17 protein-coding genes are annotated in these 22,569 nt (G+C 47.0%); 16 read left to right on the forward strand and 1 reads right to left on the reverse strand.

The window, feature by feature from the left end:
• Positions 1-20: 20 nt before the first annotated feature.
• Entirely contained in the window at positions 21-1,070 is a 1,050-nt protein-coding gene (locus KO501_RS18615; RefSeq protein WP_216030936.1) for a GGDEF domain-containing protein, read from the reverse strand.
• A gap of 264 nt (positions 1,071-1,334) precedes the next feature.
• Between KO501_RS18615 and KO501_RS17265 the strand changes: the two genes are divergently transcribed.
• From KO501_RS17265 to KO501_RS17340, 16 genes are all read left to right on the forward strand, one after another.
• Positions 1,335-2,522 carry a YbfB/YjiJ family MFS transporter gene (locus KO501_RS17265; protein WP_354667847.1) on the forward strand — a complete coding sequence of 396 codons (1,188 nt, stop codon included), beginning with the start codon at positions 1,335-1,337 and terminating at the stop codon, positions 2,520-2,522.
• A gap of 255 nt (positions 2,523-2,777) precedes the next feature.
• On the forward strand, positions 2,778-3,569 hold the full coding sequence (locus KO501_RS17270; RefSeq protein ID WP_216030938.1) for a PEP-CTERM sorting domain-containing protein: 792 nt from the start codon (positions 2,778-2,780) through the stop codon (positions 3,567-3,569).
• Between the two features lie 306 nt (positions 3,570-3,875).
• Entirely contained in the window at positions 3,876-4,928 is a 1,053-nt protein-coding gene (locus KO501_RS17275) for a CobW family GTP-binding protein (protein ID WP_216030939.1), read from the forward strand.
• A 267-nt stretch (positions 4,929-5,195) separates the two neighbouring features.
• A complete protein-coding gene (locus tag KO501_RS17280) occupies positions 5,196-6,362 on the forward strand; it encodes a Xaa-Pro peptidase family protein (RefSeq protein WP_216030940.1) in 1,167 nt (388 codons plus the stop codon).
• 431 nt (positions 6,363-6,793) lie between these two features.
• Entirely contained in the window at positions 6,794-9,136 is a 2,343-nt protein-coding gene (locus tag KO501_RS17285) for a TonB-dependent receptor (protein WP_216030941.1), read from the forward strand.
• Between the two features lie 91 nt (positions 9,137-9,227).
• The gene (locus KO501_RS17290) at positions 9,228-10,622 is read left to right on the forward strand and encodes a ferredoxin reductase family protein (protein ID WP_216030942.1); all 1,395 of its coding nucleotides are present in this window, start codon (positions 9,228-9,230) and stop codon (positions 10,620-10,622) included.
• 63 nt (positions 10,623-10,685) lie between these two features.
• A complete protein-coding gene (locus tag KO501_RS17295; protein WP_216030943.1) occupies positions 10,686-12,554 on the forward strand; it encodes an FAD-binding protein in 1,869 nt (622 codons plus the stop codon).
• 37 nt (positions 12,555-12,591) lie between these two features.
• Positions 12,592-12,807: a 4Fe-4S dicluster-binding protein gene (locus KO501_RS17300; protein ID WP_216030944.1), complete on the forward strand. Its 216-nt coding sequence runs from the start codon at positions 12,592-12,594 to the stop codon at positions 12,805-12,807.
• Between the two features lie 14 nt (positions 12,808-12,821).
• Positions 12,822-13,013, forward strand: coding sequence for a hypothetical protein (locus KO501_RS17305; RefSeq protein WP_216030945.1), 192 nt, complete (start codon positions 12,822-12,824; stop codon positions 13,011-13,013).
• Positions 12,997-13,812 (forward strand): IclR family transcriptional regulator, encoded by an 816-nt coding sequence (locus KO501_RS17310; RefSeq protein WP_216030946.1) that lies wholly within the window; start codon positions 12,997-12,999, stop codon positions 13,810-13,812. The genes KO501_RS17305 and KO501_RS17310 overlap by 17 nt, the downstream gene beginning before the upstream one ends.
• A gap of 1 nt (position 13,813) precedes the next feature.
• Positions 13,814-15,019, forward strand: coding sequence for an MFS transporter (locus KO501_RS17315; protein WP_216030947.1), 1,206 nt, complete (start codon positions 13,814-13,816; stop codon positions 15,017-15,019).
• A 119-nt stretch (positions 15,020-15,138) separates the two neighbouring features.
• A complete protein-coding gene (locus KO501_RS17320; protein WP_354667848.1) occupies positions 15,139-16,842 on the forward strand; it encodes an arylsulfatase in 1,704 nt (567 codons plus the stop codon).
• A gap of 150 nt (positions 16,843-16,992) precedes the next feature.
• Complete coding sequence (locus KO501_RS17325) at positions 16,993-17,712, forward strand: ABC transporter ATP-binding protein (RefSeq protein ID WP_216030948.1); 720 nt, start codon at positions 16,993-16,995, stop codon at positions 17,710-17,712.
• Positions 17,713-17,714: 2 nt separating this feature from the next.
• Positions 17,715-19,145 carry a DUF3526 domain-containing protein gene (locus KO501_RS17330; RefSeq protein ID WP_216031129.1) on the forward strand — a complete coding sequence of 477 codons (1,431 nt, stop codon included), beginning with the start codon at positions 17,715-17,717 and terminating at the stop codon, positions 19,143-19,145.
• Positions 19,142-20,404: a DUF3526 domain-containing protein gene (locus KO501_RS17335; RefSeq protein WP_216030949.1), complete on the forward strand. Its 1,263-nt coding sequence runs from the start codon at positions 19,142-19,144 to the stop codon at positions 20,402-20,404. Before KO501_RS17330 ends, KO501_RS17335 begins: the two co-directional genes overlap by 4 nt.
• A gap of 13 nt (positions 20,405-20,417) precedes the next feature.
• Complete coding sequence (locus KO501_RS17340) at positions 20,418-22,553, forward strand: TonB-dependent siderophore receptor (protein WP_252728540.1); 2,136 nt, start codon at positions 20,418-20,420, stop codon at positions 22,551-22,553.
• The last annotated feature ends 16 nt before the right edge of the window (positions 22,554-22,569 follow it).

Below are 22,569 nucleotides of genomic sequence, written 5' to 3' on the forward strand. Positions count from 1 at the left end.
AACCAACGGCGATAACGTATTTAGGCTGCAATGACTCGATTTCGGCCATCTGCCTTAGCTTGGTATAGCGCGCTGTCTGCTTGTTGAAGAAATTTGTCCGAGCTGTTTATCACCGACGAACTAACCAATCCGATGCTAATACTGACTTTAAGCCCTGATATGAGATGGGCGTTGACCTCGCTGCGTAGGCGTTCGGCCAAAGTGAGTGCGAAAGCTTTTTCGGTATTGGGCAACAGAATAGCAAACTCTTCGCCTCCCCACCGGGCAACGATGTCAGTGGTACGAACTAGCCGCTTTAACTTCTGTGCAAGGGCCTTAAGTACTTCATCCCCTTTTAAATGGCCGTGGCTGTCGTTGATCTTCTTAAAGTGATCCACATCTACCAGTAGCAAGCTGGTTACGCTACGTTGATTGTCGGGGTCGCAGTTTTTATATAATTCTTTATCGAACTTCTCTCGGTTGTACAAACCAGTCAAATGATCGGTTTCGGCTAACTCGCTGACCAAAATATTGTGTTCTTCAAGTTGTTTATAGGCTTGAGATCTTGTTCGCTCGTAAAAGCGGAATAACAATAGGATAAGTAACGAGGCTTCTATCACGTTTAAAAACGAGCCGTAGCCAGTGTGATGTTGAGGGGCGTTACCAATTTGCTGATAAGCCATATAAATGCATACGGCAAATACCAGGCTTGAGCATACCGAGCCCCAAGTGCGGCCTAATAAAAAAAACGTTACCGGAGGGACAACCAAAGCCCACACCATTGAGTGTGCATAACCTTCTGTAAGATAAATAAAGAAAGTCACCATAAAGGTAATAATAAATGCCAACAAAACTGAGGCAAATTGAATATTGGCCGAGTGACGGAACCAGAAATAAGCGCCTAAACTTATCAAAGAAACGCTGAGATCTAATGACGCCAGTGTGGTCTCTTTAAATATAAAAATATTGATGAGTGCGATGATCGCAGGGACTAAGGTAGAAATGAGTAAACAATGGAATACCAGTACAACTCGCCAATAGTCGCGATGATTTTCAGGGTATTGAGGAAATCTTTTGTACCAAAAGCTCACGACATTGTTCCTAAACGGTTGTTGAGGAGAATAATATTAACAAGAGGGCACAATTACTACTGAAAAAACGCGACATAAGTATAAATATCAAATATTCACTAATTTGTGACGAAACGTTGAGGATGAGTCGGCCAATGCAGCGCAGAGGCTAATCGATGTTTTACTGTTTTCAAACACTGAAGATTCTATTCAAGAATATTCGTTTCTGTAACAATGAAAAGGGCGATATACTGCTGTTTTCTTTTTGTACAGAGCAGACATACAGTGCGCCTTACAACAACTCGCGTTTACCTTGCTGGTATCTGTAGCATAATCGTAACGGCTGGTGTGGCCCGTTTTTCCTACACCTCACTACTTCCTATTATGCAAAGCCAGGCCGGACTTACGGAAATTGGTGGCGGGTGGTTAGCCGCGGTGAATTATTTTGGTTATCTGTCTGGCGTACTTTTAGTTGCCAACCTAAATAATCTTGATGATAAGTATAAGTTGTATCGTTTGTACCTTGTGATTGCGGTATTGACCACCGCGGCCATGGCATTAACGACCAACGTGTACTTGTGGGCCCTACTCAGATACGTGTCTGGGGTGAGTACTTCGGCAGGTTTTATTATTGCCTCAGGGTTAATTCTTAAATGGTTGGTTAACCAGAATAAGCGCCCTGAACTGGGGTTTCACTTTTCTGGTATCGGGCTCAGTATCTTCTTTGCGGCAGTGTTAGTCGAAGCGCTTATGCAGTTGTCTGTTACTTGGCAAAACCAATGGATTTATTTGTCGTTAATGGGGATCTTATTTGCCATTCCAGCGTGGTGCTGGATGCCTCACCCCTCTATTAAGTCCATTGATGGAACTGACAAAAAGCCGGTAGATAAACCGCCCACCAAGGTGTTTAGCTACGTGTTGATCGTGGCGTATTGTTGCGCTGGTTATGGGTATGTGGTCAGTGCCACCTTTATTGTTGATATTGTTGAGCGTTTACCCGAGTTAAAAGGGCATGGGCAGCAGGTGTTTATTCTCTTGGGCCTCGCGGCATCACCGGCGGTACTGATTTGGGATCGTATCGCACGAAAACTGGGTTATTTAAAATCCCTGTTTTTAGCTTATTTGGTTCAAATAATTAGTATTGCGCTGCCAGCGATGTCAGAAAACCTTATCACCATAGGCATTAGTGCCATCTTGTTTGGTGGCTCATTTGTGGCGTGTGTAAGTTTAGTGCTGACCATGGCGGGGCATTTTTTCCCGTCTAATCCAGCCAAATTTATGGGGAAGATGACCGTAGCCTACGGGGGCGCACAAATGGTTGCACCGGCACTGACTGGGCAACTGGTTGCATGGTCTGGCAATTATAATCTTGGTTTATACCTTTCTGCATCGATTATGCTGTTAGGGGCGGTACTAATTGGGGCGTTGATTTGGCTCGATAGGCCGTCTTTACTCAGCAGGAAACGGGCTTAATTAGAGAATTTGGACTAAGGCAATTATGTGCCTTAGCTTAGTTTAAAAAGCGGGTGGGTTCATTTCGCGATTTTTCTAAAAAAACTATACAAAAGTATAATGCTGATTATTTTTTGCTGTCAGGTTTTTTGACAGCTGATTAGACCACTTAATTTTATTTGTTTATTCTTGTTTAAATTCAGTTGCTTAGATGTTGGCACGGATTTGGCTCAGTAATCGTTGAATTTAAACGATGAAAAGTTAAGTAGTAGACGAATGAAAAAATTAATTATAGCCAGTACCTTATTAGCCAGTTCTGTAGCCAGTGCCGATGTTATTGAGTTTGACTTTGGTGAAGTGAATCTTGATGCAGAGCTAATTAACTCTGGTTCAATGAGTTATTCTGCACCGGTTACCACATTTGATGGTACCTCCCTTTATGCTCAAATTGTTGCCCTGACGTCATATTCTAACGGCGGTAGTAACTATAGCGGTTCTGTTGAAGGCGATATTCGTATTAACCAGAAACGAAACACCACCACCACTTACGCATTTACCCTATATGAAGATGCTGGGTTTACTAACGCTTTTTCATCAACCCTCGATTATTCTTTTGATTTGTTTTTCTATGATATCGATGGCCATGATACCTACGGTGATCTTTACTATGATGAAGTCACGGTTTACACCCCTGCTGTTGTTGAATACACCACGACGACCGCACTTACCATTACAGAAAATGATGATGGCTCTATTACGGCGTCGGGTAAAGGCACCGATGGTGTACCTGGGCAAACGGGGTTAGAGACCTTCAATCAAGCGCAAGCGGATGTAGCCGCCTCGTTCACGTTTACTAACACATCAACGGTTATCTTTGATTACACCATCGTGAATAGCTGGAGTAAGGGCAACCGTAATTTGGTGATTGATGCGAACGACCTTACCTTTGATGGTTTTGACACGGCTAGCACTAGCGTTAACGTCGCCACAGTTTCTGAACCCGGTGTTGCAGGATTAATGCTGATGGGACTGGGCTTACTTGCCTATCGTCGTCGCAAGGCAGCTTAATTAGTCATAGACAATACCAGAAAAAAGGCAGCAAAATATTTGCTGCCTTTTTTGTTTTAATGACCATCATTACGTGGTTGGTCGCCCGATTTAATGGGCCATGGATAAAAACCGTCAGTTTAATTTGCAGGTTTTATGTCGGCACGTACCAAGGTTTCGTCGTTGTCGCTCCGGTACAATTGTTATATTATAACAATTGAGGTTTAGTAAAGAACACTCATTCTTTTTTATTGCGCATCTATCTTCTACGTAACGCGCTGACAACCGCAGGTTATGTTTATAAGCCTGCTAAGAAATAAACTATTTATGACGATTTCAAGCGATAACCATAGTCAAAACGATAAAATCCTCGCGGTGCCTACTAATATCATTACTGGTTTTTTGGGCGTTGGGAAAACCTCTGCGATATTACATTTGCTCACCCAAAAGCCTGCTGACGAGCGCTGGGCTGTACTAGTGAATGAATTCGGTGAAATAGGCATTGATGGCGGGTTACTGAAGGGCCAGCATACCGAAGAGCAGGGCGTATTTATTCGCGAAGTACCAGGCGGCTGTATGTGTTGTACCGCGGGTTTATCCATGCAAATTGCGCTTAACCAATTGCTGGCGAAAGCGCGGCCAGACCGGCTACTAATTGAGCCCACAGGACTCGGCCACCCAAAAGAAGTGATTCAGGTTTTAACGGCTCCCCATTACCGCGAGGTATTGTCATTACAACGCACACTAACGTTAGTGGATGCCAGAAAGTTATCCGAAAACCGTTATATCTCCCACGAAACCTTTAATCAGCAAATTCAAATTGCCGATGTGGTGGTAGGCAATAAAGCGGATATGTATTCCCAAGATGACTGTGAAGCCTTACAAGCTTATGTAAAAACCTGGGGCAAAGAAGATGTGGCAAACACCTATACCGAATACGGCAAGCTTCCTTTGTCTATGCTAGATGGACCCACACTATCAACAATAAAAGTGGCCCCGCCACATCATCATCACCATCATGATCACGAACCTGCTGAGGCGCCAGTCCAAGAGGTGCCGCTACAACAGCAAGAAATAGTGTCAGCCGGTAATGAAGGAGAAGGGTTTGAAAGTATTGGTTGGCGGTTTGCGCCAGATATTGTGTTTAACTATGAAAAACTGCATCACCTATTAGCCTCGTTACAGGTGGAGCGTTTAAAAGGTTTATTCATTACCGATGATGGGGTGTTTGGTTATAACAAGACCGCAGACGGACTCACCGAAATGGAGCTGGACGACTGCATGGAAAGCCGACTGGAGATCATTGCCGAAACATTGGATGACAACTTAGAAGCCTTGCTTCACCAGTGTATCGATGAGCCAGCCGACTTTAACCCCTAGGGTTAATTTGTGGTAACGGTCACCTTCATCACACCCCCTCGATACAAACCAAAGATGAGCGTTTGGGTATCGCTGTTATAAAAATCAAGCAAATAGGGCGATAAATAGCTTTATCGCCAAAAGATGCGGTAGAGTAAGCCCCATCTATACCTATTTCTGACTCGGTAACCGATGCAAGGCAATGGCAAATGTGCACAGGCAAATGCGCTGTTCACATCGTTCTGTCTGGTCTGTGAACTGTCAGTAACACTTTCTTTGGGGTGCTTCATGCGTCACACAAATACCACTTTTTCTTCCTTACCACGACCTCCATCTATTGATAAGTCCGGCTTTATGGCCCGTGTTAACGAGGCCAGAAAGCAGCTTAGTGTGCAAAACACCGACGCGCTGATTTTGGTGGCCGGTATTAATATGCGGTATTTTTGTGGGCTTGCTTGGCCGCTAACCGAACGTTTTGTGGGAGCAGTGATCACCGCTCAAGATGTGATGTTTATTTGCCCCCGCTTTGAGCAGTCAGCCATAAAAGCGGCGTTAAACACAGACGGAGAATTTTTATTTTGGCAAGAAGATGAAAATCCCAGTGAGGTTGTGGCAAGGTTTCTTCATCATAAAAATTTACGCAGTGTTGCTGTAGATCCTAAGTGCCCACTATGGTTATTTGAACAATTACAATCAGCGTTGCCTGCCATGTCGTTGCGTTCTGCTGTTTCGCTTATTGGTAACTTGCGAGCGCGCAAAAATAAACAGGAATTAGACTTAATTCAGTATGCAATGAGCCTAACACTTACCGTGCATGAACGAGCCTACGCGTATTTACAAGCAGGCCGTCGTGCCAGTGAGGTGATCCGCTTTATCGACGAACAGCATCGCCAATTAGGTGCGGATAACGGCAGCTATTTTTGTACGGTGCAGTTTGGCGAAGGCACGTCCCATCCCCATGGTGTGCCTGGCGATCCAGTATTGCATGACGACACCCTTGTGCTTATCGACACCGGGTGCCAGGTTGATGGTTATCACTCTGATATTACCCGTACCTACGGTTTTGGACAGGTTAGTGATCGTATTAGTGACATGTGGGAAATAGAAAAAGCTGCTCAAGCTGCAGCCTTTGCAGCGGCAAAGCCCGGAGTGCCTTGTGCACACATCGATCAGGCCGCAAGAGATCTGTTAAAACAAAAGGGCTTAGGGCCTGACTACGAACTGCCGGGCTTACCTCATCGAACGGGGCATGGTATTGGCCTGGAAATTCACGAAGGGCCTTATCTTGTAAGAGGAGACAATACGCCGTTACAACCAGGTATGTGTTTTTCTAATGAACCCATGATTGTAGTGCCTGGCGAATTTGGTGTACGTCTTGAAGACCATTTTTACGTTACCCATGATAAAGCGCAGTGGTTTACTCCGTTGCAAAAATCCCTGTACAGTCCCTTTTAGTCACTCCATTTTAAAATAGCCTCATCAATAACAAGAGAAGCGGCCCCCTAAACCCTCTGCGTAGCAGGGCAATAGGCCGCTTCAGTACCTTTTGTTTTTCCTCTTACTTTTCTCATTCTCACCCTATCTAAAGGCGCGCTGTGCCGTTTAATGCATTTTCGCAGCTGTGGTAATCACCTTTGTTTAAATATTTTTTAACATTACATTAATACTAGATCGTTTCGTAATACGAAACAGGTGTATTGATTGGTGGTGAAACCATGGGTATCTTCAGTTATGTGAAAAATATGTAACCTAACTGTAAATATGTGGTTTTACGTTAGGCGTGGGAAAAGTAGGTCCATAAATCGGTGAGTTGCGTGGACGCTATTGTAAGAAACAAAAAACCTTAAAAACAGCAGCTTAATAATAAACTCCACGGAGAATACACTGTGAAAACCCAATTTAAATTACTATGCCTAGCCACCGCCGTTGCCTCGGCGCTCAACCCCATGACCGGGTATGGCCAAGAAACGGCAGATCAGGACACAGCAAAACAAGATGCCGATTCCGGTATTGAAATTATCATGGTGTCAGCCACCAAACGGTCAGAGAGTTTACAGGAAATCCCGTTATCTGTGACGGCATTTTCCCAAAAAGAGCTGGATATTAAAGGGGCGTCATCCCTTGCCGGTATTCAAGAATCTACGCCAAATCTAAACTTTTCTGTACAGTCCGCTGGCCAAAACGTTGCCCGCGTTACCTTACGAGGGGTGGGAACAGAAACCCTAGTGGGAGGCGGCGATCCGGGGGTTGCGCTGCACATTGATGGCGTTTATGTAGGACGCAACTCTGCGGCGGCCGGAGATGTATTTGATGTGGATAGATTAGAAGTATTACGTGGTCCCCAAGGCACGTTATATGGACGAAACGCCACTGGCGGCTCGGTGAATATTATTACCAAGAAGCCCACAGACCGAGTAGAAGGCTACACTGACTTTACCTTTGGTAACTACAACGAGCAACGGGTGAGGGGTGTACTAAACGTGCCTCTTACCGATAACCTTTATGCGCGAATGACCATGATGAGTGAAAGCCACGATGGGTATATTAAAAACTTGTATGAAAGTGGTCGTGACGTAGATGACAAAGATTCGCAAAGTGGTCGCGGTCAGCTGCTTTATGTTACCGACTCAGGAAACGAATTTTTATTGCGAGGGTATTTCTCGAAATCTGGCGGTGCAGGGCCTGGTTCACAGTTTCTTGGAACTGATATCGACACAGAGAACGGCTATCCCACCTCCTATTTAGTGGGGGTGTCTGATGCGGGAGCGGGCGCTGGGATACTCGCCGATGTTTACAATTTAGGTACCACGTCCACTGGCGAAAGCATATTACCGTTTCCTACTGATTTACACGAAATTAGAAAAAATACGCCGGAATTTGTGGATACGTTAATTCAAGGGGTGGATTTTGATGCCACGGTGAATTTGTCCGACGATCTGTTACTTAAGTCCATTACCTCTTATCAAACCAACGATAACGAAATATTGGTTGATGCTGACGGCTCTGAATTGGCCATTGAAACCCGCCACCGGGCCAACAGCGCAGAACAATACAGCCAAGAAATCAACTTGATTTCGCAAACTGACGATCCCTTTCAGTGGATTTTGGGTGCCTACCTATACCATGAAGAATTAAGTGAACGCTTTGAAAGTATTGTACCTCCTGGGTTAGTGCCATTGGATGTGGATCTCGGTGATGATGCCGTGGCCGGTGGCGGCGGTGTACGTCAGCTTCGTATTGCCAGCCATGAGGTGGACTCAATGGCATTGTTTGCACAGCTTTCTTACGAGCTAACGGAGGATTGGTCTGTTACCGGTGGTCTGCGCTTTACCCGTGACGAAAAAGAACAAACCCGGGAAACCGGTGGTCAGGTGGACTTGACTAACAATGTACGCTACTTATCCGGCGAGCTGGGTCCAGAAAGTGCCGATTCAGGCAAGACCTCGTTTACCGAACCTAGTTATCGGGTCAGTACCGATTATCAGCTGTCTAACACCAATTTGATTTTCGCCAGCTATGCTCATGGCTACAAATCGGGAGGCTACGATTTTAATGGCGGTATTTCCGATGAAAATGGCGACCTCTTACCCTATAACCCAGAATTTGTTGATGCCTATGAGATTGGTTCAAAAAATACCTTTTTTAACAATAAGGTGATGCTGAATGTCACGGCCTTCTATTACGATTATCAAGATTTACAGGTATTTCGCTTAACTGGTGACGGCCCGCTAACCGACAATGCTGCACAATCGACCATCACTGGCCTTGAAGTGGAATATAAATACCAGCCTACGGAAGATTTAAAATTTGATGGTTCTGTTGGTTATCTTGATGCCACTTACGATGAATATTCCATTGATATACCGCCTACGGATTTTTCCGGCAACCGTTTGAATTATGCTCCGGAATGGACGGCTCATACCGGTATTGAATACACCAAAACCATTGGTGATGCCTACCTGACTACCCGCATAGATTGGTCTTATCGCTCTGACACCTATTTTGACCGTGGTAATACCGACCTAGATAAGCAAGATGCCTATAGCTTGTTTAACGCACGAATTCGCTACGATGCCGACACTTACTATATGGATCTATGGGCCAAAAACTTGACCGACAAAGACTATGTAGTGGGACAGCTTATTAACCCACCGTTTAGTTGTAATTGTCGTACCGTAAATGTGGGTGCGCCGCGCACGGTTGGGATCACGTTAGGTGCGCGTTTCTAACGAGGGTTTATTCGGTTAGCGAAGGTGTCATCGCCTTCGCTAACCGGCAACCCTGATGAAACGCTACTTTTAAGAAATAGGTGCGCAAAACATGAACAGACACTTAAATGGGGAAGTCGGGCAACTGGCAGCAATAAAACGGTCACCGATGAGTTTTTACTCGCTGGTTGGCATATATTTTATTTTGATCCTAATACCCTGGGCGTTGTCTTACATTGAAGGTCTGGCCATACGGGGCTGGTATGAAGAACTCATTACCTTGTTGAGCATTAGCGGCATGGCAATGATGTTGTGCCAGTTCACATTACTTAATGGCCGCGTTGATGCCATCAATAATCGTATTGGCGTAGATAATTCGATGCGAGTACATAATAAAGCCGGTGAAATACTGGGGATCTTGTTCTTTCTTCATCCTTTTCTGATTGGGCTTCCTCGCTTTATTGTGGCGCCGTCATTTGCATTGGACAATTTGTGGGTGATGTTTACGAGCGGTGAGTCTGCCACTGGTGTCTATGCATGGTCTTTACTTATTGCCCTCGTGTTGATGGCCATAAAGAAGAAAAAACTCAATATGTCTTACGAGGCATGGCGCTATACCCACAGCGTCGGCTTTGTAGCCGTGATTATTCTGGCCACACACCATGCCGTTACCGTGGGGCGTCACGGTCGTTACAATGCTTGGTTTGATACCCTGTGGATTGTCTTATGTGCCATCGCCGTGGGGGTAGTGGCTTATGTTTACTTCATTCGTCCTCGCAGTGTATCTAAACGCCCCTTTAAAGTGGTGGAATGCAAAAAAGGCAGTACCGACGATTGGTATCTTACCATTGAGAAAGACGGCGATTTTCCCTTTGATTTTGATGCCGGACAATTCGTTTGGATCAACACCTCAAACAGTGCTTTTCAACGTAATGAACACCCTTTTTCCATTGCCTCCAGTCCTCATTCCTTGCCTCACCTGTCCTTTGTTATTCGCAGTTTAGGAGACTACACACGTCAGTTGCACAAACTGAAATCTGGGCAACGGGTTTGGGTTGATGGCCCCCATGGTGTGTTTACCTTAAATGCCAGAAATGCTGAAGGCATTGTATTAATAGCCGGTGGTGCCGGTATCGGTCCCATTATCGGGTTACTACGAGAGTTAAAAGACAACGGTGATAAACGGCCTGTTCGCTTGTTGTATGGCAACCGTTCCATGGAGCAAATGATGTTTGTGGAAGAACTGCAAGCGATGGCAGTGACGTTAAATCTGCAAACCACGCTTATTGTAAACGAAGCCCCGACGGAGTTTCCGCCTCAAGGGTTTAATGGGCATACCGGGTTTATAGATAGTCAGGTTATCGAACAGGCTTCGGCAGGGCATAACAACATTAACTGGGATTACTATATTTGCGGCCCGCAGCCCATGGTGAAAGCGGTAGAAGGGCATCTTCACAATATGCATATTTCCCGTGACCGCATTTTATATGAACAGCTGGGTTTCTAGCGGCAGTTAAGCACCGTGTTCAAAATGAGAATTAGCAATGATAACAAGTAGAAGGTCTAGCTCATGAGTAATGAAAAAGACGACAAAATTCAAGAAGGCGTGACACGACGTGACGTTCTTAAAGCTGGCGCGTATACCGCCGCGGCGTTGGCGGTTCCCTTAGTGGTGAATACCGGCAGTCGGGTTGAAACAACCCTGTCAGAGCCCGTGCGCCGTGCCGACTTACTAATTATAGGCAGTGGTTTTGCAGGCACATTTGCCGCATTAGAAGCACGTAAGCAAGGCTTAAGTGTGGTGATGGTAGATAAAGGTGTAGTCGGCTGGTCTGGTATGTCTCCCTGGGCATCAGACAGTCGCCCCTTTGATCCGACGATTTATGATCGTGACGAATGGCAAGAAAACATGGCCATGAATACCGAGTACGTGAATGACCGCAAGTGGCTAGATATCTTTATGGATGAATCCTTAGATATTTTTCACACGCTGCACGATATGGGGGCGCACAACACCCGGCCTTTCGAACGGGGTACAGTGGTGTTTCGACGGGAATTGGAAAATGCCGGCGTGTCCATTGTCGAGCGAACGATGATCACCAGTTTGTTAGACGATGCCAACGGTAAAATTTGTGGGGCCGTGGGCTTTACCTATGATGACTCGGCAGAGCCGTCAAAAGCCGTTGTACTTCGAGCCGATGCGGTGATCCAATGCACCGGTGCCGGCTCTTATAAAAGCCCAGGATTTCCTATTTGGGGGCAGACCTTTGATGGCGACGCGCTGGCCTTTGAGGCAGGAGCAAAAATCATTGGCAAAGAGTTCAACGATACCCATCCTACCTTCGCCAATGCCCCCGCGGCGGCTTATGAGGGGTGGCGCTGGGCACAAAGTGTAAAAGGCGCTTATGTGATGGTGGGTCCGCCAGGAAAACTAGATGGTGGCTTAACGCTAAACAATGCGTTGGGGGTATTTCAAAACGGAGTAAACCGTCAACTAGGTGGTGGGCCTGGCGGTGAGGCGCCACTCAAAGAGGGTGAAGAGCGGCCAGAATCTCCCGATGTGATAGCGAACCGCAAGTATCTTGGGAAAGGGTATTTAACCCAGCCAGACTTAATTCTTGATTTAGGTGGGCCGCCTGAAGGGGCCACAGAAGATGCAGGTTTTGGTCACCGGGTCGGTGGTGCGACTGCGGGCATGGGCGTGCATAAAAGTGAAGGGGTGTTTTGTTCGGATTACAGTTGCGCCGCCGATGGGGTAGAGGGGCTGTACGCAGCCGGAGATGCCTTAGGTTCAATGCTGTGTGGTTCGTTATATCCTGGCCGGGGCTTTTCTTCTTACGGTTCTGCCATACAAGGGCGGATTGCCGCCCGGCATGCCGTGGAATACGTAAAGAACATTGCCCAACGGCCTAAAATAAGTCAGCAACAAATTGAAGCAAAACTCACTGAAATGTGGGCGCCGCGCAATGTAGAGCAAGGCTACAGCCCAGAATGGATAACCGCGACGCTGCAAAACACTATGACCCCACTTCATATTCTTTATATTAAAGATCCACGCCGTTTAGACGGCGCGTTGGCGTCCATCGAATTTTTACGTAATCACTGTGTCCCTAAAATGATTGCTCGGGATGGCCACGAATTGCGCATGGCCCATGAAGCTAAAAATATGCTACTCAATGCGGAAATGAAGCTACGTTCAGGGCTGTTTCGTGAAGAAAGTCGTGGCACCCATTTTCGCGAAGATTTTCCTGCCCGAAATGACAACGACTGGCATTGCTGGGTAACGGTGGAAAAACACAATGACGGTATGCGCATGGGTAAACACATGCTACCCGAAGAATGGAAGCCCAGTAAAAATAACAGCTACCGAGAAAACTACCCTCGTGAGTTTCCGGGTGAAGATGCCTTCTTGGCTGATAATCCCAGTTGGTTAGTTTAACGGTTGTAAAGTACGACATTATTTTAAGGAGCATAAAATGCCTATAGAAAAAATTCACGGTTGTATTGGATGCGAAAAATGTGTTCAGGCGTGCCCTACCGATGTAATACGTATGGATGTGGAATCGGAACAAGCGTATATCGCCTATCAACAGGATTGCCAAATATGCCACTTGTGTCGATTAAGCTGTCCGGTGGATGCCATCACTCTGACCCCAGATAAAGCCATGTTGCCGACGACGTCCTGGGGATAACAAAAGGAAAAAAGATGCACTTTTCTATGTATCAAGGTTACAGTGTGCTATTAACACGATTTTCTCTATTGTTGATCATAGTGTTAACAATCACCGGTTGTGAGATCGCGCCCAAAGGGGTGAAGTTTCGCACCTATGACGCACATCCTACGGTGGTGTGCGAGGGAACAGGTTGTAAAGAGTTGGCGAGTGAAAAACACGAGTAAAAAAGACAAGTTAAACGCGATAGAAAAGGCACTGGAAATACTGGTTACTTTTACCGATTGCAACCACGAGTTAAGTACCGGGGAAATCAGTAAATTAACAGGTATTCATAAGGCCACGACCTCGCGTATTTTGTCTTCCATGGTGGAATACGGTTTATTTGCCCACAATAACGAGTCGCGAAAGTACTCGTTAGGGCCGCTTGCGTATCGAATCGGTTTGTCTCAGGTTAGCCGTTCTATTCAGCAGTTTGTCGATATTTCGGTACCCTACGTTAACCGCCTGCGAGATTCGAGTAACGAATCTATTTCACTGGAGGTATGGAGCGGCACCGGGACTGTGGCCTGTTACTTTGCAGAAAGCCGTGATGCGTTGCGGGTGTCGATGGCACCGGCAGAAATTCTGCCTTTGCATGCACCGGCTGGCGCCAAGGCCATTATTTCGTACATGCATCATGCTCAGGTAAGCAAAATGCTCGATTACGATTTCCATGTGTTTACCGAACATACCATTACCTCTAAAGACGTTTTACTGGCGCGCCTTAGCGAATACAATCGACAAGGTTATGCGGTAGACAACCAAGAGTTACACAACGGCATTTACGCCATTGGTGTCCCTATTTTCGATCACCTCAGTAAGCCGGTGGCGGCGGTCAGTATGATCATGCCTACGTCGCGCATGAGCAAAGAAACCGAAATGGATGCCGCGAATCGATTAAAACGCACCGCATGCGCAATCTCGAAAGGATTAAAGTCGTTACCGGTATCGTCGTTACGGTTTGATTTAAAGTTATCCGGTTAGCATGGTGAAAAATCAGGCGCAGCGTTCCTCAGCTGGATTTACCCCTAAAGCAATTGCTGCACTGATTGCGTGTCATGTGGCTGGTCTTGTATTTTTACCCGCCATGCCATTGGTCATGGGGGCCTTTGTCAGTGATTTTGCCGCCAATTCCCATTGGCTTGGTCGTATTGCCTCTTTGCAATTGCTCACCACGGCTTGTGGGGCATTGTGTTTCTCCGTAATGGCAGGCCGGTTTGATTGTCGCAAGCTGGTCTTATTCGCTATTAGTACTGAAATTATCCTTAATATTGCCACCGCCAATGCGAATGGTGTCGTCGCCCTGTTAACCTTACGTGGGCTTTCTGGTTTTGCGCAAGGCACCTTATTGGCAGCGGCGGGCGCGGGAGCTGCCCTGACCACACGCACCGAGAAAACCTTCGCTTGGTATAATATCGCACTGGCAACCTTTGCTGTGATTGTGCTGATTTGCGGTGCCACCGTGGTACCTCGATATGGGAATGCTGGGGTGTTTGGGCTGATTGTGTGCGTAGATGTGCTGACATTATTGGTGGTGCTAAAACAGTTTCCATCGTTTCGACTTACCAGCAAACACCCAACGTCTTTCTTTAAGGGCGTGACCACCATTCCCGGTGCCTTGCAGGTATTATTCGCCCTTGGGCTTTTTGGTGTGGCGCTGTCGGGTACCCAAACCTTTATGGAACGTCTTGGTTTTTTTCATGGTTCAACCCTAGATGTTATGGCGCTAGCTTTAGCATGCGGTTGGTGCATTGCTGTGGCAAGTCCGTTTTTACTGTTGTTGTATTGTAGCCGTGCACGTACAAGCTTCTGGTTGCTGTCAGCGGCGTACGGCACGATTGCCCTGCTAGCGCTAGCTTTATCCTTTGCTCCTACCGCGGCAATCTTTCTGGTGGCCATGGCATTGTTTACCCCGGTGATCATGTTTATTGAGCCATTGCAGTTTGGCGTGCTCGGTCGACTCGATGATAGTGGTCGGCTGGCAGCGTTAGGGCCGGCGGCCATTTCGGTTGGCTGCGGCGCTGGCCCGCTGCTTACCAGCATGGTGGTAAATAACTTTTCTCTTGTGGGGGTTGGCCTGTTTGCCGGTCTGCTCTTTTTACTGTCGTTTATCTTGCTATATCCCATCAGCCGGGCAAGTCGTAGTGAAGGAAAGACTTCGGTGTTACTTTCTGGTGCCGTCAACAAATAACCCAAGTGTTTTATATGACAAAACAGGTGTATTGTTTTCCTGCTTATAAACTGTATATTTTACAATAATTTAACATTGGCGCTGCAGTTTATTTGGTTTGCGCTCAAAAGGAAACTACCGTGAAATCTTATATTTGCAATGGGCTTCCCCGTATTCTTACAGTGTGTGCTTCTTCACTTTTGTTAACATTATTCTTTTCATCTTCTGTTTTCAGCAGCGAGGTGATGGCGGCGCAGAAAAAGCCCAATATTTTACTGATTGTGGCCGACGACATGGGCTATTCGGATCTTGGCGTATTTGGTAGCGAAATTCAGACCCCGAACCTTGATGCCTTGGCACAAGATGGCGGTGTTCAGTTGACGAACTTTCATTCTGCACCGACCTGTTCGCCCACCCGTTCCATGTTGATGTCAGGTACCTACAACCATGTGGCGGGGTTAGGGGCCATGGCAGAATGGATGGCAGATAATCAACGTGGGCAGCCAGGTTACGAGGGGTATTTAAATGACCGTGTAGCGCCATTGCCGGCGTTGATGAAAGATGCTGGGTACGCCACGTTTATGGCGGGTAAATGGCATTTGGGGATGAAAGCAGATCAATTGCCCAATGCCAGAGGATTTGAGCAATCCTTTGCCATGCTGCCTGGGGCCGGTAACCATTATTCTGATAAAGGGCTTTTCCCATTTTTGCCAAAAACCCCCTATACCGAAAATGATAAGCCCGCAACGTTGCCAGAAAACTTCTATTCCACAACGTTTTATACCGACAAAGCGATCAATTATATAGATAGCGTGACAACCAAAGGTGATAAACCTTTTTTTGGTTACGTTGCGTATACCGCGCCGCATTGGCCTTTGCAGGTAGATAAAAAATACAGCGACAAATACAAGGGCAAATACGATATAGGCTATGAGGGTATTCAACAGCAACGGATTGAAAGAATGCGTCAACTGGGGCTGCTGGATGACAACAGCACGGTGGCTGCGGACAATCAGTGCTATGCAAAATGGGCCCAATTGTCTGCTGATGAACGTAAACAGCAAGGACGTTTAATGGAAATTTACGCCGGTATGGTGCAGGCCTTGGATGAAAATATAGGCCGGCTTATTCAACATTTAAAAGATACCGGACAGTTTGATAATACCCTGATTGTGTTTATCTCAGACAATGGTGCAGACGCCCGTCCAGAAGAAGGTTTGGGCGGAGAAAAAGGGTTTCTAGACGAAAATTACAACAACCAGTTTGAGAACTTAGGCAAGGGTGATTCCTTTGTCTCTTACGGCGGAGCTTGGGCTAGAGTCAGTAACACGCCATTTAGTTTGCATAAAGGCATGACCACTGAGGGCGCAATTCGGGTTCCCGCCATTATGCATTTACCCGCAGGGTTGGGGGCGACAGGAATTAAAGATGAGTTTATGTCGGTGATGGACTTGCTGCCTACGTTTATGGATATTGCCGGTGCGCCATTACCAGGTAAAACCTATAAAAACAAAAACGTGGTGGAAGTAAAAGGCGAGTCGGTGTTGCCTTATTTGCTGGATAACAACACACACCTTCATCAAGACGATGTGTACGGGTTTAGCGTTCACAGACGGCAGGGGTTACAGTTTAACGATTGGAAAATTGTGCGAATTCCCCCGCCGTTTTCAGACGGTCAATGGCAGCTATATAACTTGGCCAAAGATATGGGGGAAACCCGCAATCTAGCGAAAAGTCAGCCTGCTGTACTAACAGATATGGTCGCCAAATGGGATGCATTTGCCAAAGAAACCGGCATCGTTGTGTCTCAACAGGATGCCCGTGTACCGAGCGAGTGTCGGTAACCTAAATATGATATAAATGTATAGCATTTTCAGTTTGTTACGCCCCGCCAAGGGGCGTTTTTTTTAGCCTGCAAACAGAACGGGAACTGGTCAAAATGGCGTAAATGTTATAGTATAACATCCCTCGCTTTTTGAAATGGATGTTTCGTTGTGACTGACCCTGTGATTTCTGCCGATGCCCTACATGTTTCTGTAGGCAATAAAACCATATTAAAGAATGTCTCATTTACTGCCCGACGAGGTGAAGTATTAGCACTACTTGGCGGTAATGGGGCCGGTAAGTCTACCACCATTAAAACGTTTCTCGGGTTAATGACGCCTTCAGCGGGTACCGCAAATCTGTTGGGACAAAATGTTCAGCTTCAACCTGATATTGTGCGTCAAAAGGTGGCTTATTTACCTGAGTCGGTAATGTTATACGGACATCTAAATGCGGTTGAGAATATTCGCTACTTTCTATCGTTGGCGGGCAAAGAAAAAACTGACGACGATATCGCCCTGGCATTGAAGAAGGTTGCACTACAACCCCATGCTTGGCAGACCCGGCTACAAAGTTACTCGAAAGGAATGCGGCAAAAAACCGCCATTGCGCTGGCGCTGTTACGGGATGCGCCTATTTTGTTTTTAGATGAGCCGACATCGGGCCTTGATCCTGTGGCCATCGATGAATTTAACGGTTTGATATCGCAGCTGGCAAGTCAGGGCGCCACCATTCTTATGGTCACCCATGATATTTACGGTGCTTGTCATGTGGCAAACAGAATTGGTTTGCTACGCCATGGTGAGCTGGTGGGTATGTTTGATGCACCGCAAGACGGCAATATCGATGCCGAGGTGGTCCATCAGGCGTTTACTCAGGGGTTAAAATAATGATGTTTCGTATTTGGCTAATCGCTAAAGACGAATGGCGGTATTGGCGTCGCTCGCATCTGGCGATGACGGTATTAATGATTGCTGTAGTGTTAGCTATTGCCTCGGTAGTGGTGACCTTTTCAACGGTTAGTTTAGCGGCACATCAACGGGCCCACCTGCAATCTCAAGCCGAACAAAAGTTTGTCGAACAACCGGACCGGCACCCTCATCGAATGGTGCATTACGGCCACTATTTATTTCGTACACCACCGCCTCTAGGCAGGTTGGATCCCGGCGTTGATGCTTATACAGGTACGGCTATTTTTCTGGAAGGCCATCGGCAAAATGGTGCTACGTTTTCAGGACAGCAGCACAGTGCAGGCCTAAATTGGCTAAGCGCGCTTTCACCGGCATTTGTGATGCAAATTCTCACCCCTTTGCTTCTTATTGTAATGGGGTTTGGTGTGATGACCCGAGAGCGTGAAGCCGGTACCTTCGATTTTCTAAAAATTCAGGGTGTGTCTCCTTTAATGCTAACCATTGGCAAAGGCGTGGCGCTGGCTGGTGCCGGGTTTGCGGTATTGATTCCGGTGGCTGTAGGCGCATTAATTACCTTGTTTTATGGCTCATCAATACTGTCTGTCAGTGCTTTTGTCTTTAGCTATGCCTTGTATGTGGGGTTTTGGTGTGCGCTGGTACTGTTGGTGTCTACCTTGTCTCGTTCTCATGTGGGCAGTTTTAGTGCGTTGATCATTGTGTGGGTAGTAACGTGCCTTGTGTTACCCCGTATTGCCACCAACACCGCCGTGGTCACGGTACACTCCCCATCTAAGCTAGAAACCGACTTTGCGGTTTTGCAAAAACTAAGGGAAATGGGAGATGGACACAATGCCAATGATCCCGCCTTTAAGGCCCTCAAAGACAACCTGCTGGCTAAATATAATGTAGACAGCGTGGATGAACTGCCTGTGAACTTTAAAGGTATTGTGGCGCAAAAATCTGAAGCCGATTTGACCGATGTGCTGAATGATTTTGCTGAACAAAAAATGGAAGAAGGGGTGGCGCAGGCAAAAGTGGCGCGTCAATTTGGCTGGCTGTCTCCAGCGATTGCCATTCAAACCGCCTCCATGAAATTAGCTGGTACCGATTTAGAGAACTACCAACGTTTCTTACGGGAAGCCGAAGCCGTGCGCTTTGCCTTCGTGCAATCCCTGAATAAGTTGCACGCTGAAGGGCTAAGTTATGCTGATGATGTGAATAAATACCAAAGTCACGAAACACTGCAAAAAGCCAAAGTCAGTGCCAACAACTGGCAGGTTCTGTCTGATTTTCATTTTGTTCCACTTCCCGCCGCAGAGCGTTTTGCCGGCAGCATACAAGCATTATTGCAACTGTTTGTGCTGTGGCTTGTGGTGTCGATAGGTGTGGTTTTAGCGGGGAGAAGACAATGATTTGGCGGGATATTTGGCGAGAAGGTTATTTCTTACTGCGCAAAAAAAGTGTGTTGTTGCTGCTGTTATCAGCACTTGGGCTGTCGGTGTTTTCCGTATGGACCGGTTCCCAAGAAGTGGCTGCACAACAAGCCACCATCGCACGCTTACTTGAGGCCGACGCCCTTGATCGAGCTGACGTGCTACAACAACAAAATGATTATGGTGGCGTTGCCTATTACAGCTTTCATCTAACTTACGCCCCACCATCGCCGTTAGCTTTTGCTGCGTTGGGTGCCCGAGATGTTTACCCTTGGAAGCATCGCATAAGAATGCTTGCGCTTGAGGGGCAAATTTACGAATCGGATACGGGTAACCCTGAACTGGCGCAAGCCGGTCGTATAGATTTTGCGTTTGTGATCAGTGTGCTTGCGCCTGTATTTATTATCCTTCTTCTTCACGATTTACGTGCATCGGAACGTGCCGCAGGTCGGGATGATCTACTGAATGTTACGGCTCACAGCCGCCGGGCCCTATGGCCCCTGAGAGCCGGTATTATTGTGGCGCTGCTTAGTGGAGTACTGTTATTGCCGTTTTGGTTCGGCGCATTTGCTCACAGTGTTCCGTGCTGGCAGGTGGCCACCGTGACTCTGGTGTGTATTTGCTACATGGCGTTAATCGCTTTGCTGTGTTACTGGGTGAGCGGATGGCTTTATCCCGCGCCAGTGTTAGCGTCGATGTTATTGGGTATTTGGTTGCTAACTACCTACATTATTCCAGCGCTAGGTAACGAGGCAATTGAACACAGTATCGATGGGCCTTTAGGGGGCGACATCTTGATGGTGCAGCGCGAAGCGGTGAATGGGGCTTGGGAATTACCCTATTCACACACCATGGATGAGTTTGTAAAAACCCACCCTAAGTGGGCCGACTATACCGAGATGTCCGCCTTGTTTGAGTGGAAATGGTATTTTGCGTTTCATCAGGTAGGTGACCAAGTGGCAGCGCCGTTGTCGAAACGCTATCGGGAAGTGGGTAAGAAAAAATATCAAATGGCAGGGGTAGTTGCTTGGTTGTCACCTGCCACATTGCTACAGCGTACGCTGACACGTTTAGCGCAAACAGATGCCATTGCGGCTCGGGAATATGAGCAACAAGTACGTGATTTCCATGAGCAATTACGCCATTTCTATTACCCGCTATTGTTTACATCACCGCCTTTCCATCGTGATGTATTTAAAGCAAGACCCACTTTTGAACCCATTGAATACACAAAATAGGAACCACGCATTAATGAAAAGTCTGATGTTGCGCTGTCCGGGGCATTTATCCATTGCCGCTATTATGGGGCTGCAAAGTCCACTGGTGTTTGCGCAAACACAACAAAGTGAAGCTGAAGAGGTAGAGAGAGTGACCATTGTCACCCAACGACAAGCATATCGAGGTGATGTGCCACTTAAGTCGTTACCGCAATCGGTAGACGTTATTGATGATGCTTTTCTTGATGCCTTGGGGGTCACTGATTTTCAGGCGGCGTTAAGCTTAGCGAGTGGGGTGGCAACGCAAAATAATTTCGGCGGATTATGGGATAGTTTTGCCATCCGAGGTTTTGCCGGTGACGAAAATACACCGTCGGGCTATCTTGTTAACGGGTTCAACGTAGGCCGAGGATTTAGTGGCACACGGGATACTTCCAACGTTGCAGCCATCGAAGTGCTCAAAGGGCCGGGCTCGGCCCTTTATGGTCGTGGAGAGCCTGGTGGGACGGTTAATATTGTCACCAAAAAGCCCCAATTTAGCGAGCAAGGCTATATTGAAGGAACGATTGGTAGCTATTCGTTGTACCGACTGGAAGGCGACTATACCAATGCCCTCAGCGCTGATTTAGCGTTTCGTGTTAATGGGGCTTATGAAGATGCCGATAGTTTTAGAGATACGGTGAGCCGTAAAGCCCTTAATTTAACACCGTCTTTGTTATACCGCATGAGTGCTGACACAACCTTGTTGTATGAAGCGGAATTTGTCGATCAGCAAGCCCCTTTTGATAGAGGGATTGTGGTGCCGGATTACACGTTTGGTACCGTGCCCATTGAGACCTTTTACGGTGAGCCGGCAGACGGTCCAATGGAAATCGATGCCTTGGGGCATCAGCTTACCTTGCAGCACAAAATTAATGACCAATGGCACTTAAGCGGTGGTATGAGTTATCGGGATTCGTCTTTTGAAGGGTATTCCACCGAAGTGGAATTATCCGCCGGCAGACAATTGCTATACACCGATGGCGAAACGGTGTCTCGACAACGACGTTATCGTGATTACGATACCCTTGATGTCTCTGGTCGTATTGAGCTGAGCGGTAGCGTGACTGCCGGTGGAGTGGAACATCATATGTTGTTAGGGGCCGATGCCTATCGGTATCGTTATGACTCGGTGATGAATCGCTGGCGTACCGCATGGGGAGAAGGAGACACCACTTATTCGGTGTCGTTGAATGATCCCATCTATGGTCAGACTCAGCCTGATGTCGCGCCCTTGGTCGACCAAAAAGAAGTGCAGCAAGCATTTGGCATTTATGTGCAAGACCATATCGCCTTGTCCGAGACCTGGAAAGTGTTATTAGGTGTACGTTTTGATGACTACCAAAAAGACATCGATAACTGGCTTAGTGCTTCACAAAGTAAACAAACTCAATCGGTTGTTAGCCCCCGTGTAGGCTTGGTGTATGCAGTGAATGACGCCATGACCTTGTATGGTAGCTACTCAGAAGGGTTTCGTCCGAATAGCGGTGCCGATGCCGCTGGCGAGTCTTTCGAGCCGGAAGAAAGTCAATCCTATGAGGCCGGTGTAAAATTTGCCTTATTTGACGAGCAACTGAACGGCACCTTAGCGGTTTATCATGCCGAGAAAACCAACATTCTGACCGCCGATCCGGTCAATTCGGGCTTTTCTGCGGCCCTAGGCGAGGCACAGAGCGAAGGGGTTGAGCTTGATGTTAATGCCTTGGTCGGTAGCAGCACGACCTTGACACTGGCCTATGCTTATACCGATGCAGCCACTACCAATACCATTACCAATGCCGACTGGGGGGTTGAAATTCCTGCCGGAAGTCAACTGGTGAATATTCCCAAGCATTCCGCCAGTATTACGGCGCAACAGGACTTTATGGTTGCCCAAAAGGCCTTGCTTGTTTCTGCTAGCTTGCGTTATGTCGGCGAGCGTTTGGGGGATACGGTGGATCCGGATTACCAACTGCCTAGCTATACCCGTTTGGACTTGGCCGCTTCTTTTGCCTTACGCGATAACCTAACCGTAAGGCTGGTGCTGGATAACGCCTTAGATAAGGAATATTACGATAATTCCTATTCGGCGTTATGGACACAACCAGGTACGCCGCGGACGGCCAAATTGAGTGTGCGTTACCAGTATTAAGCACACGAATCTTGGG

The organism is Alteromonas sp. C1M14 (genome assembly GCF_018860965.1).
Taxonomy (GTDB): Bacteria; Pseudomonadota; Gammaproteobacteria; order Enterobacterales; family Alteromonadaceae; genus Alteromonas.

Excerpts from the sequence above, each read along its gene's own strand:
- KO501_RS17290 (WP_216030942.1), top strand. The coding sequence starts at position 9,228 with ATGAACAGACACTTAAATGGGGAAGTCGGGCAACTGGCAGCAATAAAA.
- KO501_RS17270 (WP_216030938.1), top strand. The coding sequence starts at position 2,778 with ATGAAAAAATTAATTATAGCCAGTACCTTATTAGCCAGTTCTGTAGCC.
- KO501_RS17340 (WP_252728540.1), top strand. The coding sequence starts at position 20,418 with ATGAAAAGTCTGATGTTGCGCTGTCCGGGGCATTTATCCATTGCCGCT.
- KO501_RS17275 (WP_216030939.1), top strand. The coding sequence starts at position 3,876 with ATGACGATTTCAAGCGATAACCATAGTCAAAACGATAAAATCCTCGCG.
- KO501_RS17335 (WP_216030949.1), top strand. The coding sequence starts at position 19,142 with ATGATTTGGCGGGATATTTGGCGAGAAGGTTATTTCTTACTGCGCAAA.
- KO501_RS17330 (WP_216031129.1), top strand. The coding sequence starts at position 17,715 with ATGTTTCGTATTTGGCTAATCGCTAAAGACGAATGGCGGTATTGGCGT.
- KO501_RS17305 (WP_216030945.1), top strand. The coding sequence starts at position 12,822 with ATGCACTTTTCTATGTATCAAGGTTACAGTGTGCTATTAACACGATTT.
- KO501_RS17315 (WP_216030947.1), top strand. The coding sequence starts at position 13,814 with ATGGTGAAAAATCAGGCGCAGCGTTCCTCAGCTGGATTTACCCCTAAA.
- KO501_RS17300 (WP_216030944.1), top strand. The coding sequence starts at position 12,592 with ATGCCTATAGAAAAAATTCACGGTTGTATTGGATGCGAAAAATGTGTT.
- KO501_RS17295 (WP_216030943.1), top strand. The coding sequence starts at position 10,686 with ATGAGTAATGAAAAAGACGACAAAATTCAAGAAGGCGTGACACGACGT.
- KO501_RS17280 (WP_216030940.1), top strand. The coding sequence starts at position 5,196 with ATGCGTCACACAAATACCACTTTTTCTTCCTTACCACGACCTCCATCT.